Source organism: Chitinophaga sp. CC14 (genome assembly GCF_048957795.1).
In the GTDB taxonomy this organism is placed as follows: domain Bacteria; phylum Bacteroidota; class Bacteroidia; order Chitinophagales; family Chitinophagaceae; genus Chitinophaga; species Chitinophaga ginsengisegetis.
The window spans coordinates 1,750,174-1,769,779 of sequence record NZ_JARBFY010000001.1 but is presented as its reverse complement, the minus strand read 5'-3'; the positions used below and the strand labels follow the sequence as shown (position 1 = coordinate 1,769,779).

General features: G+C 47.4%; 12 protein-coding genes. 3 read left to right on the top strand and 9 right to left on the bottom strand.

The window, feature by feature from the left end; genetic code table 11:
- The first annotated feature begins 25 nt into the window (after window positions 1-25).
- Both PV783_RS07425 and PV783_RS07420 read left to right on the top strand, forming a co-directional pair.
- A complete protein-coding gene (locus PV783_RS07425; protein ID WP_079469360.1) occupies window positions 26-781 on the top strand; it encodes an SDR family NAD(P)-dependent oxidoreductase in 756 nt (251 codons plus the stop codon).
- A 136-nt stretch (window positions 782-917) separates the two neighbouring features.
- Window positions 918-1,079: a hypothetical protein gene (locus PV783_RS07420; RefSeq protein ID WP_159454266.1), complete on the top strand. Its 162-nt coding sequence runs from the start codon at window positions 918-920 to the stop codon at window positions 1,077-1,079.
- 84 nt (window positions 1,080-1,163) lie between these two features.
- Here PV783_RS07420 and PV783_RS07415 read toward each other — a convergent pair whose 3' ends face one another.
- From PV783_RS07415 to ruvA, 5 genes are all read right to left on the bottom strand, one after another.
- On the bottom strand, window positions 1,164-2,381 hold the full coding sequence (locus tag PV783_RS07415; RefSeq protein WP_420987548.1) for a sialidase family protein: 1,218 nt from the start codon (window positions 2,379-2,381) through the stop codon (window positions 1,164-1,166).
- Between the two features lie 4 nt (window positions 2,382-2,385).
- Window positions 2,386-4,668, bottom strand: coding sequence for a TonB-dependent receptor (locus PV783_RS07410; protein ID WP_420987547.1), 2,283 nt, complete (start codon window positions 4,666-4,668; stop codon window positions 2,386-2,388).
- A 67-nt stretch (window positions 4,669-4,735) separates the two neighbouring features.
- Entirely contained in the window at window positions 4,736-5,044 is a 309-nt protein-coding gene (locus PV783_RS07405) for a hypothetical protein (RefSeq protein WP_420987546.1), read from the bottom strand.
- 185 nt (window positions 5,045-5,229) lie between these two features.
- Window positions 5,230-12,501 (bottom strand): cell surface protein SprA, encoded by a 7,272-nt coding sequence (gene sprA / locus PV783_RS07400; protein ID WP_420987545.1) that lies wholly within the window; start codon window positions 12,499-12,501, stop codon window positions 5,230-5,232.
- 35 nt (window positions 12,502-12,536) lie between these two features.
- A complete protein-coding gene (gene ruvA / locus PV783_RS07395; protein WP_079469364.1) occupies window positions 12,537-13,124 on the bottom strand; it encodes a Holliday junction branch migration protein RuvA in 588 nt (195 codons plus the stop codon).
- A 190-nt stretch (window positions 13,125-13,314) separates the two neighbouring features.
- Here ruvA and PV783_RS07390 point away from each other — a divergent pair, with 190 nt between their 5' ends.
- On the top strand, window positions 13,315-14,325 hold the full coding sequence (locus tag PV783_RS07390; RefSeq protein ID WP_420987544.1) for a beta-ketoacyl-ACP synthase III: 1,011 nt from the start codon (window positions 13,315-13,317) through the stop codon (window positions 14,323-14,325).
- Between the two features lie 50 nt (window positions 14,326-14,375).
- Here the strand turns inward: PV783_RS07390 and PV783_RS07385 are convergent, their stop codons facing one another.
- From PV783_RS07385 to PV783_RS07370, 4 genes are all read right to left on the bottom strand, one after another.
- The gene (locus PV783_RS07385; protein WP_420987543.1) at window positions 14,376-16,313 is read right to left on the bottom strand and encodes a hypothetical protein; all 1,938 of its coding nucleotides are present in this window, start codon (window positions 16,311-16,313) and stop codon (window positions 14,376-14,378) included.
- Window positions 16,310-18,232: a sensor histidine kinase gene (locus PV783_RS07380; protein ID WP_420987542.1), complete on the bottom strand. Its 1,923-nt coding sequence runs from the start codon at window positions 18,230-18,232 to the stop codon at window positions 16,310-16,312. Before PV783_RS07380 ends, PV783_RS07385 begins: the two co-directional genes overlap by 4 nt.
- 73 nt (window positions 18,233-18,305) lie before the next feature.
- Complete coding sequence (locus tag PV783_RS07375) at window positions 18,306-19,001, bottom strand: NUDIX hydrolase (RefSeq protein ID WP_079469368.1); 696 nt, start codon at window positions 18,999-19,001, stop codon at window positions 18,306-18,308.
- 48 nt (window positions 19,002-19,049) lie between these two features.
- A complete protein-coding gene (locus PV783_RS07370) occupies window positions 19,050-19,541 on the bottom strand; it encodes a DinB family protein (protein ID WP_159454267.1) in 492 nt (163 codons plus the stop codon).
- Window positions 19,542-19,606: the final 65 nt, after the last annotated feature.

The following is a 19,606-nucleotide window of genomic DNA, read 5'->3' as shown; positions in this document are numbered from 1 at the left end:
AAATTGCATAAAAAAATAACCACTCATGGGAATTGTTCTTATCACTGGTGCAACGGCCGGCTTTGGTCAGGCATGCGCTATTACTTACGCCGGCAAAGGTTATGATGTGATTATTACCGGTCGCCGGAAAGAAAGGCTCGAAGCATTGCAAACCCAGTTAACGCAGGAATTTGGCATCAATGTACTGGCATTGAATTTTGATGTAAGAAAAGAGGAAGAAGTAAAAGCCGTTTTAGGCACTATTCCGGAAGATTGGCGCAAAATTGATATCCTCGTGAACAATGCCGGGCTTGCGGCCGGTTTAAGCACCATCGACGAAGGCAGCACGGACGATTGGGATGCCATGATAGACACCAATGTAAAAGGACTCCTCTATGTGTCGCGCACCGTTATTCCATGGATGCGCTCCCGCACGATGGGCCATATTATCAATATCGGTTCCACTGCCGCCAAGCTGGTATATGCCAAAGGCAATGTGTATTGTGCCACCAAAGCGGCGGTAGATGCCATTTCCCAGGGTATGCGTATTGATTTGCTGCCTTACCGCATAAAGGTAACCGCCATTCATCCCGGCGCCGCTGAAACCGAATTTTCGATGGTGAGATTTAAAGGAGATGAAGATAAAGCGAAAGAAGTGTACAAAGGATTTATTCCTTTAACCGCCCAGGATGTAGCAGACGTAGTATACTACTGCACATCGCTTCCACCGCATGTTTGCATCAACGACCTGGTAATGACGCCTTTACAACAGGCCAACGCATATTACATAGATAAAAAATAACACATAGATGTGATTTCATTGCTGGATGATAGTCTTTATATTTGGAAACATTTATATATTTCCTGTACCGTTTCGCAGAAAATCTATGCCAATGCTGTCAGAACTAAGACTATCCTAAACATGAAACCATATCCCTATGCTTACATTTATGACTATGTATTTGCTGCGTCTGTACTATCCCCGGTGGAAAGAAGGCTGGCGCTTCTATTTCGGTAACTCCCGGAAAGGCAATTATGGCCGTTGGGCATCGCGTAAAGATTGGGCCGGACAAAAGGGCTTCTCCCTGGGTTACAGCTGAAACAAGTTTTTGAATTTTGGGATTTAGTTATTTGATTTCCTTTTATTGATTCCGGGAAACAAACAGCTAAATCCCAAAATTATTTTATGGCATACTTAACAGGCTTACCACTACTTCACTCTTATTGCCTGCCCTTCTTTTATAAGCTACCAACGTTTTATTATCCTTTACTCCGCTGATCACCGGGAAATTAGCATAAGTGCTGTCCGCAGTAAGAACACCTGCCTCCATCGTTTTACCATCTGCTGCTTTATACTGAAAGCCGATCCTGCTGTTGAAATCGCCCTTCCACTTTACCGGTTCATCCCACACAATCATGATGTGATCTGCTATGGTAGCCATTTGCGGATGCTTTGCCATAGGCGACTTACTCAGCGACTCCTTTTGCGTATAGGTGTTGCCGTTATCAACAGAACGGCAATAGAAAGCGCCTTGTCCGCCACCCATTGTAAACCAGGCAAAGTGCAAACCGGTGCTGTTGGCGGTAAGCGTTGGTCCCGTATGCGGGCAGCCATTTACCACCCAGTTATCTGCACTGATACGCACGGGAGCAGAAAAGGTACGGCCCCCATCTGCAGATACCTGGTGTACCATATCACGGATAGAGTCGTTGATGATATCGCGGTAGGCCAGGTGAATACTGCCATTTTCTGCGACATACATTTTTGTGCGGCAGCACTGGCAAATGGTGGAAGCCACAGGGATGGCATGTTGAAAACCATTACGCCCGGCGGTGGTGGCGAAGTAAAGCGTAGATCCTTCTGCGTTAGTATCCTTCCGGTTGTCCAGCCAGATAGCAGCCGCCTCTCCTCCCGGCAATAAGGCCATATCAAAATACCGCTGGTCGTACCCGGCGGTATCCGTTACCAGCGGCAGAGCAGGTTGCCACGTTTTACCATCATCGAACGACTGTGTATACATTACCTTGCCTGCATACTTATTCCGCGGATCATTGGCTTCCACACCAAAGAGCGCAATCACGGTACCACCGGGTTTAAACAACAGCTTAGGTAAATTTTCATCATGCGGATATACGCCCGCAGAAGCAGGAATAACCACCGGTTCAGAAAACGTATACCCATTATCGTTAGATACCGAATAATACATCAAACCGGTATCTGCATTATTGTTTGTTTCCACCCAGCTGATCACCGGACGGCCATCAGCATCCTTTGTAATAAAAGGACAGGATGCATCTTTTCCTGCATGCGATACCACTACTGCCTTACCTGGTTGTAAGGTACGCGGCTGGCACGCGGCAACTCCCATCATCATTGCTATCCATACTACTGCTTGCTTCATCTGTTTATTTTTTACCGGTAAATGTATACGCCACGCCTAAGTTGAAAGTCTGACGCGGGCCTACCCTGTAGGTTTTGCCATAGGCAGATTTTTCTGCAGTAGTGGCATACAACTGATCGCCTATATTCATGCAGTTCAGCCAGCACTCAAATCCTTTATAAGCATATCCTGCCCTGGCATTAAACAGGTTATACCCGTTATACAAAGAAGTATTGGCAGGGTCCATATAATATTTACTGATATGCTGCCATTCGGCGCCCAGCCTGAAACCATTTAACAGCGCCGGTTTCCAGGTAACTTCTGTATTCGTGATCCATTTGGGAGCACCGCTCATCTGGTTGTTGTTATACACTTTACTACCATCTGCATAAGCTTTAAAAATATGTTCCGCGTAAGTACCACTGGTACGGATCAACAGGCTGCGTAGCGGCGTGTACTTTACGTTCCACTCTACCCCGTGGTGTGTAGTAGCGCCGGTATTCCGGTTTTCATACACACCATCCGCATTTCTTACACTGATAATTTCGTTGCTGCCATTCATGCGGTAAATACTCAGATCAGCATAACCTTTTTGTTGTGCAAACGCAAACCAACCGCCGGCTTCATAGTTCTGATACGTAGCTGATTTCAGCACCGGCACTTTCACGCCTGTATACAATTCTGAAATATTGGGAGGCGCAAAACCTACACTGTAATTTGCATACAGTCCACGGTTTTTACCGAGATTGTACGTGAGGCCCAGCTTGGGTGTAAGTGCATTAAAATTATTCCGCTCGCTGGGTGCGCCGGTATAAGCAGAAGGGGTGAGATGATTTTCAAAATTATAATCCATCCGATCGTAGCGCAAAGCGGCTACCACCCTCATTTCCGGCAGCGGTGAAAATTCAAATTGTGTATATACGGCACTGTTGAGTAATCCTACGCGATAATCCGTAAGCAGGGAATCTGTGTTCCGGTAGCTGGTATAATAACCGGCAGCATCTTTCGTAATATCAATATAATTGGCCACGTAGGTAGCTGGACTGTAATCGGCGCTCACACCGGCAATGAGCGCGGCCTGTTTCCAGCTGAATTGTTTTTTGTGTTGCGCAATTATACCATAACTGTTAAAGCCGTCGCTGTTGATTTGTCCGTTTGCTTTTAGGGTGCCTCTTATATCCTTGATCGCATAAAAGGGATTTTGCCCGATAGTATTATTACGGAAGAAGGCGGTGAAAGTAGTATGGTTGCTGTTATCCCATTCATGCTCCAGCGTGCTGCGCACGCGTAATGCTTTTACTTCCCGGTAGGTAAATGTTTGAAAGCTGCGGTAATCTTTTGCGAAGAAGTGGGCGCTGTCCAGGCCACCGGTTTGATCTGTTTTATAATTAATGAGTGTAGCGGCATTGGTCCATTTATTCTTTTCATTGATCTGGTAATCCACTTTTGCGGTGAGCGCCAGTTTATGAAAATCGCTGTGATCCATATAGCCATTGGTTTGATTGGCATAGTAACCACTCACCGCAAAACCCATTTTTTTCACGGTATTGGATACACTGAAGTCGGTTCGTTTATATCCCCAGTTGCTGCCTTCCAGTTGAATCCTGGCGGTAGGCACCAGCGTTGGTGATGCGGTGATAAAATTAACCGCACCACCTACTGCTTCGCTTCCATACAGGGAAGACGCCGGACCACGGATCACTTCTACTGTTTTCAATGCGGCCATATTGATTTCAATGAGCGCGTTGTGATTAAAGTCGCCGATAGTTCTGATAGGAATCCCATCTTCCAGGTAAAGGAACAGGCTTTTATAACCGATAGGCTGACGGATTGCCATCGTATGCTGTTCGTTGCCCAGGTCTACCATGTATACGCCACTCACTTTATTCAGCACTTTATCCAGCGTGGTGGCTTTGGTTTCACTTAATGTTTGGGCCGAAATGGTGCTGATAGCCACCGGCGCTTCCGAGCGCTGCTGCTTATCGCGCGAAGAGGATACAATGATTTCATTCAGGCTGGTAGTGCTTTGGCGCAGGTAGATCACCGGCATGTTAGCGGCTGTTTCAGCAGGTAACTGCATGGGTACATATCCTACGTAGGATATTTCTATAGAGTCTGCCGCAGCAGCTGTTAATTCGTATTTCCCCTGTGCATTGGTATTGCATCCGTTGGCGGCATGCAATAGTCTTACGTTCACACCCGGCAGGGCTTCTTTTGTTTGTGCATCTGCCACGCGCCCATGTATCTGCTGTGCATAGCTGTTACCAACAGCCATACAAGCAATGAGGAGTAAACAACATTGTTTCATGTATGTATATGTCATTAACTGTTCGCCGGTGGCGAACAGGGTTAGTCAGGTAGTATAAGTTTCAGGTTCAGACTAACGCCAACTGCGGTGGATGGAAGATGGAGGGGGAAAGTGTATCGAGGCAGGGAGCCTTATAATAAGCGTTGAATACGGACAGGTTAACGGGTGGAGTGGTATGAAAGGTTTGTAATGTTTCAATGAACATCACCTCATATTTATCTTTCCCGTTATTATTATTTTTATCCTGTTGGGCATCCCGGTCGAGTTCTTTTTTGAGATGACAGCGGCCGTTACAGTGCATCTGGGGCTTGTTCTTATTTTCACAGAGAACGCTGGCAATGTAGGACTGGTTTACTTTAAACTGTACAAAAACCACGCTCCTGCTGAAGTTTTGTAACAGCAGTCCCAGAAATATGCATATGATGCCAAGCCCTTTCACGCCGCAAACCTAGTAAATAATTACCATTCCCCTGTTAAGAAAAAACGGATTTATAGTTAGATAAACGGGACAGTTTATGCCGTTGTCCATCTAACTATAAATCCATTATATATTTTTATTACCTACTGCGATAATACAAACCGGAAAGTAATACCGCCGCTGGTGCTGGTTATCGGGTAAGCGGTGGAGATAACCGGTATGGTTTGTCGCCGGTCGTAGAAGAAGCGTAAGTTCAGGCGGTTATTCACCACATAATCGATAGAAGGGGAAATTCCCACTACTTTCTGGCCGCTGGTAGGAATAGACAGATCGGCGTCCAGGCGGTTATTGGCCGTTTTATCATCCCGGAAGCTCAGATCCAGCCGGAAGTTCATATCGTTTTGCAGTTTTTTGCCGCCGTTTCTGCTAAAGGAGAACGGCATTTGAACACCTCTCACCCTGTAGCCGGCCCCAATGATAATTTCGCTGGAGCGCACTTCCGTGAGCTGGTAATCGATGAGGCTCAAACTGAGGGAGCGACTCTTTCTGAATTCCACCCTTGCATTCAGGCTGTTCACAAAAGTCAGGTCCACACCCAGTAACGGGGAGAACGACTCTGTAAGCGTGAGGTTAGGCACCAGGAAATAAGGGTAGTAATTTCCCGATATGGTATCCCTGAACGCCGGGAACCCGGTGAGCCGCGGATCTTCAAAATACATGGAAGTATTATAGGAGTTCATGCTCAGCGTACCGGTGTAAGCGTGCCTGATGGTGAAATTCGTGAGGAAGGAACGGAATGGTTCCAACTTGGTTAAACCGTTGTAGGTGAGACTCCAGTTTGGTTTTGGAATATAATTGCTGAAAGGATTGCTCTTCACATTATCGTTGCCTTGTTTCAGCAATGACACCTTATCCGGATCCGCGCCGGTATATGCCGCCAGGAAGGCCGGTATCAGCACGTCCTGCGCATACCGTGTATAACCGTATGCATACGCAGGATCTTTAGGATCGGTGGCGGGTACGCCCGGATCTTTATTGTATGGATTGGCGGCGCCCAGTCGTTTTGAAATAGCATTACGGTACGATTCAAAATTGCGGAAGGTTTGTGAAATACCATCCGAGGTATTGATTTTACCAAACATTGTTTTGATAGCGATGTAAGTAATTTCAAAACCGCCGGCATCGTATGGACTCAGGTGCTGGAAGTTTGTTGGATCTGTGAGATTTTTGAACAGTTCCGTATGTGTTTTGGTAAACGACTTCGTCATGGTCAGATCAATGCGCAGATCGTTAATCGGTTCCAGCTGGGCCTGTAAGTCCCACCTTTGTGTGAACTGTTGTTGCGCCTGGATATTAAACATGGTATCCGGCGTAATGAGTCCTTTCTCCGCAAATTTGTCGAGCCATTTCCGGTCGGGCTGGTAACCAAACACGAAGTTCAGTCCCGGCGCCATAGTGGCCCAGTTCATACCAATAATTTTGGTACTGTCGATATAACCAGGCAAACGGGTACCGGCGTTTTCGTTGTAGTTAAACCCGATCCGTTTCAACATCATCAATGGTTTCAGCAGTCCTTTCACCCACGGTGAAATTTCATCAGAAGAAGCTGTCTGGTTCTGGTTGGACTGTTGGTTGCCGTTGTTTTTGTTGTTATTGTTATTATTCTGGTTGTTGTTATTCTGTGGTTTCCTGGCATTTACCTCCCGCAGGAATTTCGACTTGTTATAGAGTTCGGTGAATTTGAATTCTGCTGTCAGTGTTTTCTGCTGGGAGTTTTCAATCGCGTTACCGAGGTACAATGCCAACTGGGAAGCGCCTGTCCACCGGTATTCCGTGCTGTAACCAAAGGCGATGTTGGTCCAGCTGAGTGCGGGGAACTTCGACGTAGGCAATGTGTACGTGAAGTTGGCGTTGTGCATGTAGTTGGTATTACGTCCGCCTTTGAAGAAGTTACTGCGCACGGTATCTTTCTTCGCTGAGCTGTTGATACGTCCGTTGGGTTCATCGATGCGTGCGTTATTTACCGCATTGAATTCAAAGTTGATACTACGGGTAAGATCCCACTTAACAGTGTAGTACCGGTCGAACGTAAAGTATTTATTATAGGTTTCCGGGAGTTTATATTGCACGTCGCCGCCTACATTACGTACCCGGGTAACGCCAAACTGCCTGGAAATATCTGCCCTGAAGCTCAGGATAGAAGGTACATAGTTAATATTGAAATCACGTATCAGGTCGAGCCAGTGTGTTTTACTCTTGATCAGTTTCTTAAACGGCTCCAGGTAATGGGGCTGCCCGGCATAGTTATATCCCAGTCCTCCCCTGTGTTTGGTGAGCACATCATTTTCGATGATGGGGTTATGCCGCATGATCTGGGAGAAGGAATAACTGATATCAAAGTTTTCCACATCCCAGAGGTGTCGTTTTCCACCGCCGCCCAGGTTGAGTTTCCGGACGTTGGTGAAGTTGAGACTTTTGATAGAAGTAAAGTCCTGTGCATCACGGCGGATGGAATCTTTCTCCCGCCTGCTTCTGGCCAGGGCAATTTTATCTTTCAGTTTTATATCCAGGTCGTACGGATCATATTCCGGGTTGCTGGCCGACTGTGAGTAGCCGGCATACACAGGAATAGAGATACCGGCTTTCTTTGGCAGCAGCTTACCCAGATCGAGGTTGGCTGCGGCGTCGTATTGCAGGAAGTTATCCCTGAACCGCTCATTTACACGCTGGTCAATATTTCCAAAGCCGGCGGTGTGCATATTACCGGAAACAGAAATTGATCCCAGATCAGACAGCTGTACATCTACCCTTGCCAGTGCAGCGTATCCGCCTTTTTCATCAAAATCGGTAAGACGCAGTTCATCCAGCCATACTTCCGCGCAGCGGGGCAAACCATCATCTTTCGGGTTCTGGATACCGATCATCATGGTACGGGCATCTCCAAGGCTGGGGTTACCGATTACCGTCATGAAGTTTCCATACTGATCGGCTACGGGGTTGGCCGGGTAAGGCAGCAGCGGCGAACAGGAATCGCACATGTTGCGTTGCTGCTTCAGGGTGCTGAGCTGCGACATCAGCAGGTCGAGGTTATTACGTTCCGGCCAGATGTCGAGCGCTGTTTTAGGTCCGTTCCAATCCGTTACTTTCAACGGAATACGGTATTCATAATAGTTGCTTACAAAATCGCTACCAATACGGATAACGGCTTGTATCTGTCCGTCTTTCAACGCAGTTGCAGCACCTACTGCTTCCGCATGGATAAACATCTGCAGCCTTTTGTACTGGCGCAGATCCATATTCAGCGTTTTGTACATGGCGCGTATTTCACCATCCTGCAGGTTACACAGCTGAACGGACAATGATTGTTCATTCAACTGGAGGGTGGTGTTATTAGTGCTGATCGTGTTTTGTCTTATTACTCCCGGTGGTAACACATATGGTATAGGTGTGCGGGAAGAGTTTTCTTCAATATTTACTGCAGAAGAATTAAAGGTAGTAGTATTATCCAGCGGAATAGGATCACCGGGACGCAGTTCGTAGAGATAACGGCGCCATTGGTTGCGCACCAGCTCCAGTTTACCAAAACGTACCACAACAGAATCGTTGAAGTTAGTAAGGAACATACGCATGAAACGGATAGATTTAAAATCCGGTATGCTGCCTACTTTCGCGTTGTACTGGTTCAGCGGTACTTTAAACTGGTACCAGGTTTCCGTTGTTTTCTGGTTATTGGGTAATGTTACATCTGCCTCTATCTTATCCACAATAAAGTTGGAGCCTACTGCCATATTCGGCTTCAGGTCTACCCTATACTGGAAGTATTCCTCTGTTTCATTCATGGTATTATCCCTGTTCAGATCTTCTGATTCAGGAATATTGGTAGCGGCAGATGAGAACTGTGATTTAGGATCAGACACCGGGGAGTTGCCTTCCGGGTTGCTGTAGTTTTTATACCGCTGCAGGATGGGAAGACCATTATATACCGGATCGCGGTAATGCTTGTAATCATCGTTGGCAGGATCCTGTACGGCGCGGTTATATACCGGGCTGCCGCCAAAATTCTGTCGCAGCGTATCCATGTATCCTTTAAAGAAAGCGCCTTCATCCTGCGATTTCAAACCATCGTAACCCACATCCTGGTAGTTGCGGATATTGGGATCGTTATCAAAAGCCTGGGTGATCTGCTGCTGGAACTTAGGTACGCGGCCCCATTTGGAAGAATCGATCTTATTCGGATCCTGGCGGGGATCGGGCATTCCGTTTTCAAAGAATTTCTTAGAGTCTTTGAGAATATCTTCCGATACGTTACCGAGGTTGAAATACAGGGAACCACCGGTGCTGTTAGGCTGTTTGATAAAGGGATCCTGGATCCAGAATTCGATGTATTCTATATTGGCTGTTTCGAAATCACTGTTGTCAATGGCTCTCATAATACCACCCCATTTACCCTGTGGCCGTGCCAGGTGGCCGTTATTGTCCATCGCAATGGGGGTATTGGTAAAGTTATAAGGACCTCTTTCCGTGGGATAGTAGGCCAGATCGAGTGTGCTTAACTGGCTTTGTCCGAAATCGGTAGACCTGTTTTTGAATACTTCTTTCTGGTATACCAGCCTTACCCGTGGGTCCGACTGATCATCTACAGAAATACCCGCAGGCAGGTTGGGGGACTTTGGTAACTGGAGGGTAGGTTCAATGATATACCAGGACAGTTTTGCCCTGTTTTTTCCGTAATCCAGTATATTATTCAATTCTGCTTCCGGGAACATCACCTTGCCGTTGGCATCTGTAGCGCCTTTTGGCGTAGAGGCGAGCGCCCAGCTGGTAGCAGGGAACTTCAGATCATAACCACTTTTCACCCCTTCGAAGTCATCGATATAAGCAGTACCTTTTTTGCTGCCGGGTTCATTTACCAGTTTACTGTGGCCCGGGAACAAGCGGGCTACCTCACCGGTGAACAGGATACTGGAAGGAGAAGTGCTGTTGTAGTTGGGCAGTTTATCGAGGAAGCGGTTAAGTCCTTTCCATTCGGAAGCGTAATTTGCATCCAAACCTACCATCGTGTTTTTAATGGGATCTTCCCCATAGTTCACCTTTTGGTAATAGGGTCTTTCGCTCATGCGCACCACTGTACCACCAATACTTAGCTTATCATTTACAAGATAATCCAGGCGGGTACCAAAATAGTTCCGGACCTGTTGCCCGAAGAGGGAATTATTTTCAAACTGCACGTTGATAGGTACGCCGGAGTTAAGTACGCCTCCGTTGATGATTTTCAGACGGCCGAGGTTATAATCAATAATATAATCCACATTTTCGCGGAGTTGCTGGCCACCGGCGGTTACTACCACTGATCCCGGGGGGATGGTGGTACCGGAGCCGAGGTTGATTTCCGAACTGCTGGCCGATTTATAGGACCCCCTGATCACATACCGGTTCAGCTGCGGGAACTGTTGGGCCACTACTTTGATGGAGTCATATAATACGTTATAGAGGTATTGCTTTTCCAGGGTGACGTCGCCATTAAAGGCTTTTTTCAGTCCGTCGGCAAATGGTTCCAATACCGGGAACATGATTTTACCCGTCAGGGAATTGATCGTATAGCCTTCCACGTAATCGAACACGCCATCCGGCTGTGGATCCAGCTGGTTGTTGAGACGGTCGAGGTTAAGAATGGTAATGATAGGTGCGCCGGCGTAGTCGCCTTTTGCATCGGGGATATACCGTTTATCGCTGGGAGGGCGGCCTTCCGCACCGGGATCTTTATAGTATACATCCATGCGGAAGTCTTCCTTATTTACCTGGAAGGCGCCGGTGGCGTAAATATTTTTCATCATCAGGTCCCACACCGGGAGGGTAGGGCGGGCCGAAGTAGCTTTGAGCAATTTGAGGAACAGAACGGGCTGGTTGGCACTGTTGTTCTGATCCGGGGGAACATCCTGTGAAAACTCACCCACCTGGTATACCCTTCCGTTATAGGTATACTGATAAGCTACGGCCAGTACTTCATCCGGTTGTAACTGTTGGTTAAGGGAGATGAAGCCCAGTTGTCTGTTATAGATGTATTCGGTGGAATCGAGTTTACGGGCAAATGTTTTTTCAAATTCTGATACCGGCTGCAGGCCGATATTGAGCAGGCGGCTCACCACTGTTCCGGTGTTACGGCTGGCCGGATCACTGATCAGTTTTGAATAGAGGTCGTTGGTTCCTCTGTCCGGCAGCTTGGAACTGGTAAGTACCTTGATATCGTCCTTATTATAAGGGTCCTGTTCTGCCAGGTCCATCAAACCAACGATATCGCGGGTTTGGGTGGTAGCGCCGGTTTTATTGGTTACCCATACTTCCAGCCTGGTGATATTTACCAGTGACTTGATCACCGGCAGGTTGGACATGGCGCTGTTGAAATTATTGCGGAAGTACTGTGCCAGCAGGAAGTGGCGGTTATCTTCATATTCGTCGGCCCTCAGGTTATAGTCCTGTACCTGGGTGCCGCCTTTGAGCATGAGGTTTTGTTTCTGCGACTTCTGGTTGGAGAGTACACTGGTAACGGTTAAGCGGCCGAACTGCAGCTGGGTTTTCACCCCGAAGAGCGACTGGATACCCGATATGAGGGTACTGCGCAGGGGAAAGCTTACATTACCGGCTTCAATTTTCTTGATAATCTCATCGTTATAGCCGGTGTACTCCAGTTTTACCTGGTTTTCAAAATCGAACTGCGACTGGGTATTATAGTTAGTAATGAGTTTCAGTTTATCCCCGATCTTACCTACTACGTTCATGTTGATACCCATATCAAAATTGAACCCGCCGTTTTTCCTGGCCTGTTCTACCAGCACGGGGTTTTTGATATTCTGGCCCTGGTATCCGAAAGTGAGGTCCAGGCTACCCTGGGGGCGGATATCCACCTTGCTGCCGCCGAAGATACGGTCGAACAGGTTGTTGCCATTATACAGAACGGGGCCATTGGCGCGCTGGTTCAGGTTACCGAGTGCGCTGGCTCTTTTCTGCCAGTAGTCCTGTTCACTTTGTTTGGATTGCAGTTTATAGAACTCATCGAAGTTCATGTAGGTAGGGTTACGGTAATACTGGTTACCGATTTTTTCGGTAACGGTGTATTGTTTGGTAACCGGATCGTATTCTACAGATTTGTTGATATTGGAAGGGTCCTTGAGATCAATAGCATTCCCTGACCCCTGATCCGTTATTTTGGGGCCACGTCTGTCTTGAAGGGGGTATTTCAAGGTATCTTTTTTCCCGGTAGTATCGATTTTGGTTTGAGGAGTAATGGTGGTATCCGGTTTCCATCTACTTCTCGATAATTTCAGATTCCCAGAACGATCCCTAGCGGCAGTGTCAACAATGATAAAGGATACAATTGCTATCACCACAAAAGCACCATAGTATGTCTTTCTTGCCAAGAAAAATAGGTTTTATAGAGGATTTTATTTACTTCTTATAACGTTTTCAGAGCCTTCTTTATCAGTTCTTCCAAATTTTGCAATAGCGGCTCATTTTTCATGACTTTCTGGATAGATGATTCTGCCATATTCCGGGCTATTCCCAGAGTTATCAGAGCATTTAACGCATCTTCATGGATTGTATTGTTCACACTGGCAGATAAATGTATGCCGGTATCCTTATGCTTCGTCAACTTGTCTTTGAGTTCCAGAATTATTCTTTTGGCTGTTTTCGCACCGATTCCCTTCACGCTTTCGAGCATTTTTTCATTTTCCATCATGATCGCCCGTTGTACATCTTCTGGTTGTAAAGAAGACAACATCATGCGCGCGGTACTCGCGCCTACCCCTGAAACACTGATCAGCAGGAGAAAAAGACTTCTTTCTGCTTCTTCAAAAAAACCATATAAAGTGTGTGCGTCTTCCTTAATCTGGAGGAAGGTTAACAGTTTGCAACTTTCCATATTCTGTATCCGGGAATATGTATTGAGGCTGATCTGTACTTCATAACCGATTCCATTCACATCCATATGAACAAGAGCAGGCGACTTATATGCTAATTTACCATTCAGATAAGCAATCATACGAGGTAAAGGTTCAGTAAATTAATTAAACTTTTGGAAATTGATTAATAATGTATTCGGGAAAACCGGGGCAAAGATGCTAACTTTTAACGGATTGACAATCCCTAATATTTGTCATATGCGACTTTTTTAGGAAATATACGTTTATATCGTATTTTTACGCCTCGTTTTAAACACATATTTAGTTTATATGAATAAAATAACGGCCGCTATTACAGCGGTGGGTGGGTATGTTCCCGATTACGTGCTAACCAACCAGGAATTAGAAAAATTAGTAGATACAACGAACGACTGGATATTAACCCGGACGGGCATTTCGGAGAGAAGGATATTGAAGGGAGAAGGGAAAGGGACTTCTGATTTGTGTGTTCCTGTAGCACTGGAAATCTGCAAAAAGAGAGGAATTTCTCCGGAAGAAATTGATCTGTTGATTGTAGCCACCGTAACCCCGGACATGACTTTCCCGGCTACCGCCAACGTGGTAACCGACAAAATCGGCGCTAAAAACGCTTTTGGCTTTGATATCAGCGCTGCCTGCTCCGGCTTTTTATACGCCCTGGAAACCGGCGCCCGGTTCATTGAAAGTGGCCGTTACGCCAAAGTAATGATCATCGGGGCCGACAAAATGAGTTCTATCATTGATTATACCGACAGAACCACCTGTATCATCTTTGGAGATGGCGCCGGTGGCGTATTGCTGGAACCTAATACAGAAGGCTTCGGCTTAATGGACAGCATCCTGAAAAGTGATGGTCATGGCCGCGAATACCTCCACATGAAAGCCGGTGGCTCCGTAAAACCTGCCACCATTGAAACCGTAAACAACCGCGAACACTACGTATACCAGGAAGGTAAAATGGTGTTTAAATACGCCGTTTCCAATATGGCGGAAGCAGCGAAGGACGTAATGGAACGCAATAACCTTACCTCAAACGATATTGCATGGCTGGTACCTCACCAGGCAAACAAACGTATCATTGCGGCCACTTCCCAATACATTAACGTACCGGACGAAAAGGTAATGATGAATATTCACCGCTATGGCAACACCACCGCCGGTACTATTCCTTTATGCCTGTGGGACTACGAAAAGCAGCTCAAAAAAGGCGACAACGTAATGATGGCTGCCTTTGGCGGCGGATTCACCTGGGGCGCCAACTACATCAAATGGGCGTACGACGGGGATAAATACGGCAAATAAACATACTCCCGATATTACAACGGATAACAGCAGCGGATCATTCGCAGCTGTTATCCGTTTGTGTTTTCAGCCCCTTCCAGCACCGCGGTAAACACCAGGTATTTCCCTTCACTGGTTGTTGCCTGTACAGCGCCTTTCATCTTATTCATAAAATCACGGGTAATAGCATAGCTAAGGGCGTGCATGTCGTGCTGCCAGCTGGACAGGTGCCGTAAAATATCATCTGTAGCCGGACCGGCATCCGCAATGATGCGGGTGTATACCGCCCCTTCGTTGTTCCAGGCCGACAGGATCAGCAAGCTGCCCGGCCGGGCGTACTGTATGGAGAGGCGCATCAGGTGCAACTGGGCTACCCGGAGCATTTCCGGATCGGCCATTACCACACCTCCTTCCGGCAACAGGTTCACCACCACCAATGCTTTCTCCTTCACATCAGGCGCCGTTTGCTTTAAAACCTGCAGGAATATATCATCCAGCAGGCAACGTGTTCCCTGGTAGGTAAATCCAGGCAACTGCATGCGGATCCACTTTAAAATATTATCAAACACGCAGAGCGTGTTACCGGATACCAATGCAATTTCCCGGATCAAAGCAGCCATAGTAGCCTGGCTGGCGGCCTGATTCCGCAACTTCAGCGCCACCTCCGAAATATGATGCAGCGGCGCGCGGAAGTCGTTCGCAATAAGGGTAATCAGCTTGTTCTTAAACTCATCATTTGCCCGCAGGGCTACATTTTTAAGCGACACATGGGTGTAACTGTCTGAAATAGCCTGTTCCTGCTCCTGCCAGGTAATGTATTGCCGGTACCGGCTGTACAGCAGGATGAACAGCAGGATCACAATAATAAACAGCCCGGCTATTATAAACTGGCTGTGTTTTCTCCGGAGCTGTACCTGTTCCAGTTCCAGTTGTTGCTGCTGGTTGCTGCGGGATAACTGTTGCAGGGACTGTTCCTTTAAAAAGAAGGCGATATAGTTAATAGGATCCTTCCCCTGCTGATAACGGTGTTGCGCGGCCAGCCGCATTATCTCCCGGCTGTAATAATCAGTTTTCGCAACCTGGTTATGCTGTTGGTAGTAGTCGTATAATCCTGCCAGTACGGGCAGGTTCAGCTCAATACACCCGGCCTTTTTAGCCAGCTGGTAAGACAGCTCCCGGTACCGGGTAGAATCTGTATGATACCCCAGCCGGCTATAATCTTCCAGCCGGTTATAAATGTCCATCGCTACATAGGGCAGCCCCCTGTTCAATGCAGCCGCTGCCAGTTGGTTGATCCTCGCCTCTGCCTCTTTTCCACGGCCTTGTACTACCAACGTATCTGCTGCGTAGGCATCAATGTACAACGGCAACCGGCTGTGCGGATACTTTTCACTGATATGCGCGGCCGTTTGCAAGGCCCATTGTACGGAGTCCTTACGGGTGCTATCTTTATAAAAACGCATGGCATAATTTACCAGTAGAATACTGTAGATAGAATCCTGCGATGCCGGGAGCCTGGCAGCCATATGAAAGGCTTCATAGAAATAGTTATTGGCATCTGCCGGGCGTCCCATATTGCGATAGTAGAGATAGAGGTTACTCAGCGTTTTAGCGATGCGTGCGCTGTCTGATGCCGCTTTGTGCAGCTGCAGCGCTTTGTAGCCGTAGATGCCGGCTACATTAAAATCTGTTCTCAGTGCGTAGCAGAAACTCATTACATCAAAGGCGTCTGCCATGCCTTTTTTATACTGCCATCTTTCTGCTATTTCATATTCCCTGATAGCATAGGTAAAGCTGCTGTCGAGGTTAATCATCATATACAGTGCGCCGAGTTCCCCCAGGGTGTTGATATAGGCGATACTATCATGGGGAGCGGCTAACTCATGCAGCAGTTCCGGCAGCTGCGGGGTTTGGGCAGCAATACGGGGCGCCGCGCATAACAAGGCGAGCGCCAGCAACGTGGCGGATAAAATGTGTTGGTAATATGAATAGTTGATGCGGCGTGTCATGCTTTTTCCAATGATTCTGGCAGCTGGTAATAAAAGGTGCTGCCTTCCTCGTAATTGTTTTCCGCCTTTATGTTTCCGTTCATTTTATCTATAAAGTCTTTGCAGATGATGAGTGCCAGGCCTGCGCCTTTCCCTGCGCGATCCTGTTCGCTGGTGCTGCTGCTCCAGTTAAAGAGATGTGGCAGCACGGCAGCGTCTATACCGGAACCTTCATCTGTAAAAGAAACTGTAAGCAAGTTATTTTTACGTGTAGCCTTTATCGTTATTACGCCATAGTCCGGTGAAAACTTAATTGCATTGTGTAAGAAATTCCGGTGGATGAACTGCAGCATTTCATAATCTGCCAGCACAGTAGTTCCTGCCGGGATGTCTATGGATAAGCGAATGTCTTTCCCCGCAAGCAAATGCTGCAGGTTGCCGGCTGTGGCGCTGATCATTTCTTCCAGCAGGAATATTTCAGGATGATATACGAAGCCCGACAGCTGGGTACGGATCCATCGCAATATTTCTTCAAAAATAACCAGGGTATCGGAGGCGGTATGTTCTACTTCCACAATCATGCTGGCAGCATCTGTAACGGTGAGCGCCTTTTCATCAATAAACCCGGTGATATTAACGATGTTATACAGGGGCGTTCTGAAATCATGCGCAATCATTGAAATCAGTTTATTTTTAAAGTCGTCGTTATCCTGTAGGGCTTTGTTTCCAACGCGGATCTCCTCCTGCAAAGTGGCCATGCTGGCGGCATTTTTCCGGGAAAGGCGGTGGGCGCGCACAAAGTAAATAAGCAGGATAATGAGCAGGATAGCAATGGCCGCTATGATCAGCAGCTGATAATACCAGAAATGATTTGTGGCTTTATTAAAAGCCAGTTGTTCCTGTTGTGAGTGATGTTGCTGCTGAAGGGAATCCAGCCATTCATCGCCAAAGGCATAGGAGAGGTAATCTGCTTCGCCGGCCTGCATGTCTTCCTGTTGCTGCTGCATCACACCGAGTGCGAGACGGCTGTATCCGGAGGCTTTGGAGGCATCGCCCGATTGCAGGTACGTGTTATATAACCCGGTAATCGCCGGCAGCATTAACCCGGTGTATCCACCGGCTACCGCATAGCTCACTGATTTGCGCTGGTACTGCAACGAATCTGCTTTTCTTTGCCAGATGCAATAGCCTGTCAGCTGCATGCAGGCGTACATGGCAATGTAGTTAAGCCCTGTACTGTCGGCCGCGGCCATTATACCTTTCAGGGTTTCTTCTGCTTTCTTTATTTCGCCCGCCCTCATCTGTTCATGTGCGGCAAATAACCTGGTGTATAAAATGCCTGGTTCGTCGTGATACCTGTCAGTGAGGTTGAGGGCCTGTTGCAGCCCTTTTTGTGCAATGGGCAACGCAGCAGAGTCCGATTCATTAATGATGTAATAGCTCACCAGCACCCAGGCCCGCAGGGAGTCAAGTCCCGCATCCCAGGCTACTTTCAGCGCCCTGTTGATATAGTTCTGCGCTTCCGTATGTTTTTGCTGGTACTGGTAAAAGGTGCCAATATTCATCAGCGATACCGCAACGCCTGCAGAATCGCCGGCGGCGCGGCAGGCGGCCAATGCGTTGTCATAAAAAAGAAAGGAAAGATACCGGTGTGGCCTGAGCGCATAATACCGGCCCATGCCCCGCAATGCGTCACGTTGTCCCTTGCTGTAATGAATACGCTCCGACAGCTCACCGGCGCGCCGGGCGTATACGCCGCTGCTGTCCAGCTGTCGCGGCAGATACAGCGATGATAACCTGTTCAACGCATCTGCATAGGCAGCACTGTCCGTTAACCGTGGTAACGCATTCTTAATTGCTATAATATCATTATGCTGGGCGCATAATGCCTGCGAAATAAAAAGCAGGGCGCAAAGGCCCATACGGTGTAAACATGACATAAATGGGAATCAACGGCCTGTAAAATAATTTTATTTACAGTGCCTGCTTTCATCCATTTTGTTCATTTTATCACTAGATTTCAAATACCAATCCCTTGCGTTTCAGGGCTTCATATTTCTCAGGATCGAAGCGATACAGGTGAGCGCCTTTCTTGGAAGAAGTTTTGTCTTTCTCCTCCAGTTTTTCCATCACATCGAGCGACAGGATCTTTTTGCGGAAATTACGTTTGTCGAGGGTTTTCTGGTAGATTTCTTCGTAAAGGCTCCGGAGTTGTGAGAGGGTGAATTTCTCCGGCAGCAGTTCAAAGCCGATGGGGTGAAACTGTGCATTGTTGCGGAGTGCAGCCAATGCGTCTTCAATCATTTTACCATGATCGAAGATCAGTTCCGGTATTTCGTGCAGTTCCAGCCAGTGTGCACCGTGTTCGCGGGCCAGCGGCTTATCGTGGTTTTTAATACGGATCAGGGCATAATAGGCAACAGATATTACCCTGGCGCCGGTATCACGGCCCACATTACCATAGCAATGCAGCTGGTTCATGTAAATATCGTCCAGCCCGGTGGTATGCTCCAGCACGCGGGCGGCCGCTTCATCGGTACTTTCATCTTCCTGCACAAAACCGCCCACCAGCGACCATTCGCCGGCCATAGGGGCAACTTTCCGTTGCATGATCAATAATTTCAGGCGGCCTTCATCAAAACCGAAGATGATACAATCTACTGCCACCAGGTGTTTCGGGGCCTTTGCATAAAAAGAAGCAGCATTCATATAGGAATTTTAAAAGGCGGAAAATCTATCAAAAATAATAAAACCAACCTATTTTTTGGGCTTAAAACGACTGTATTCCGTGACCGGTATCTTACTCACGCCCAACATCTCTAACATATATACCAGTTGTCCACGGTAAAAGGTACTACTGTTACACACCTGCATGATCACATCCTGTACCGCTATTTTATAGTGTTCACTCTTTTTGAGGGTGTAGGCAACCGTGTGGTTCAGCCTCACCTGGCTGGCCTTTTGCACCCATTCCTCCAGTTGTTCCGACTGTGTAAGCCAGGCCGCGCAAGCCGCCGCAAAGCTGCCGCTGAAACCCGCCGTAGGATCGGTTGTTTTTTCCGTGAGCTGTAAACGCTGGTACCACAAACTTTCCGTATGCCACAGGTGATAAACGGTAGCGCGCAACGTGGAAAATCCTCCTCCCAGCTCCCGGTCCAGCTGTTCATCCGTTAATTTTAGTAACCCCTTTGCCAGCTGCTGGTTAGCCCAGTAATTGTAAGCTGTATAATGCGCAAGCATATTTTTCATGTAAGAAGAGATTAATGCCATTTCCACCCCAAACAACCTACAAATTACAATATTGTTTGCCATTT

Excerpts from the sequence above, each read along its gene's own strand:
- PV783_RS07385 (WP_420987543.1), bottom strand. The coding sequence starts at position 16,313 with ATGACACGCCGCATCAACTATTCATATTACCAACACATTTTATCCGCC.
- PV783_RS07420 (WP_159454266.1), top strand. The coding sequence starts at position 918 with ATGCTTACATTTATGACTATGTATTTGCTGCGTCTGTACTATCCCCGG.
- ruvA (WP_079469364.1), bottom strand. The coding sequence starts at position 13,124 with ATGATTGCTTATCTGAATGGTAAATTAGCATATAAGTCGCCTGCTCTT.
- PV783_RS07380 (WP_420987542.1), bottom strand. The coding sequence starts at position 18,232 with ATGTCATGTTTACACCGTATGGGCCTTTGCGCCCTGCTTTTTATTTCG.
- PV783_RS07410 (WP_420987547.1), bottom strand. The coding sequence starts at position 4,668 with ATGAAACAATGTTGTTTACTCCTCATTGCTTGTATGGCTGTTGGTAAC.
- PV783_RS07370 (WP_159454267.1), bottom strand. The coding sequence starts at position 19,541 with ATGAAAAATATGCTTGCGCATTATACAGCTTACAATTACTGGGCTAAC.
- PV783_RS07415 (WP_420987548.1), bottom strand. The coding sequence starts at position 2,381 with ATGAAGCAAGCAGTAGTATGGATAGCAATGATGATGGGAGTTGCCGCG.
- PV783_RS07375 (WP_079469368.1), bottom strand. The coding sequence starts at position 19,001 with ATGAATGCTGCTTCTTTTTATGCAAAGGCCCCGAAACACCTGGTGGCA.
- PV783_RS07425 (WP_079469360.1), top strand. The coding sequence starts at position 26 with ATGGGAATTGTTCTTATCACTGGTGCAACGGCCGGCTTTGGTCAGGCA.
- PV783_RS07390 (WP_420987544.1), top strand. The coding sequence starts at position 13,315 with ATGAATAAAATAACGGCCGCTATTACAGCGGTGGGTGGGTATGTTCCC.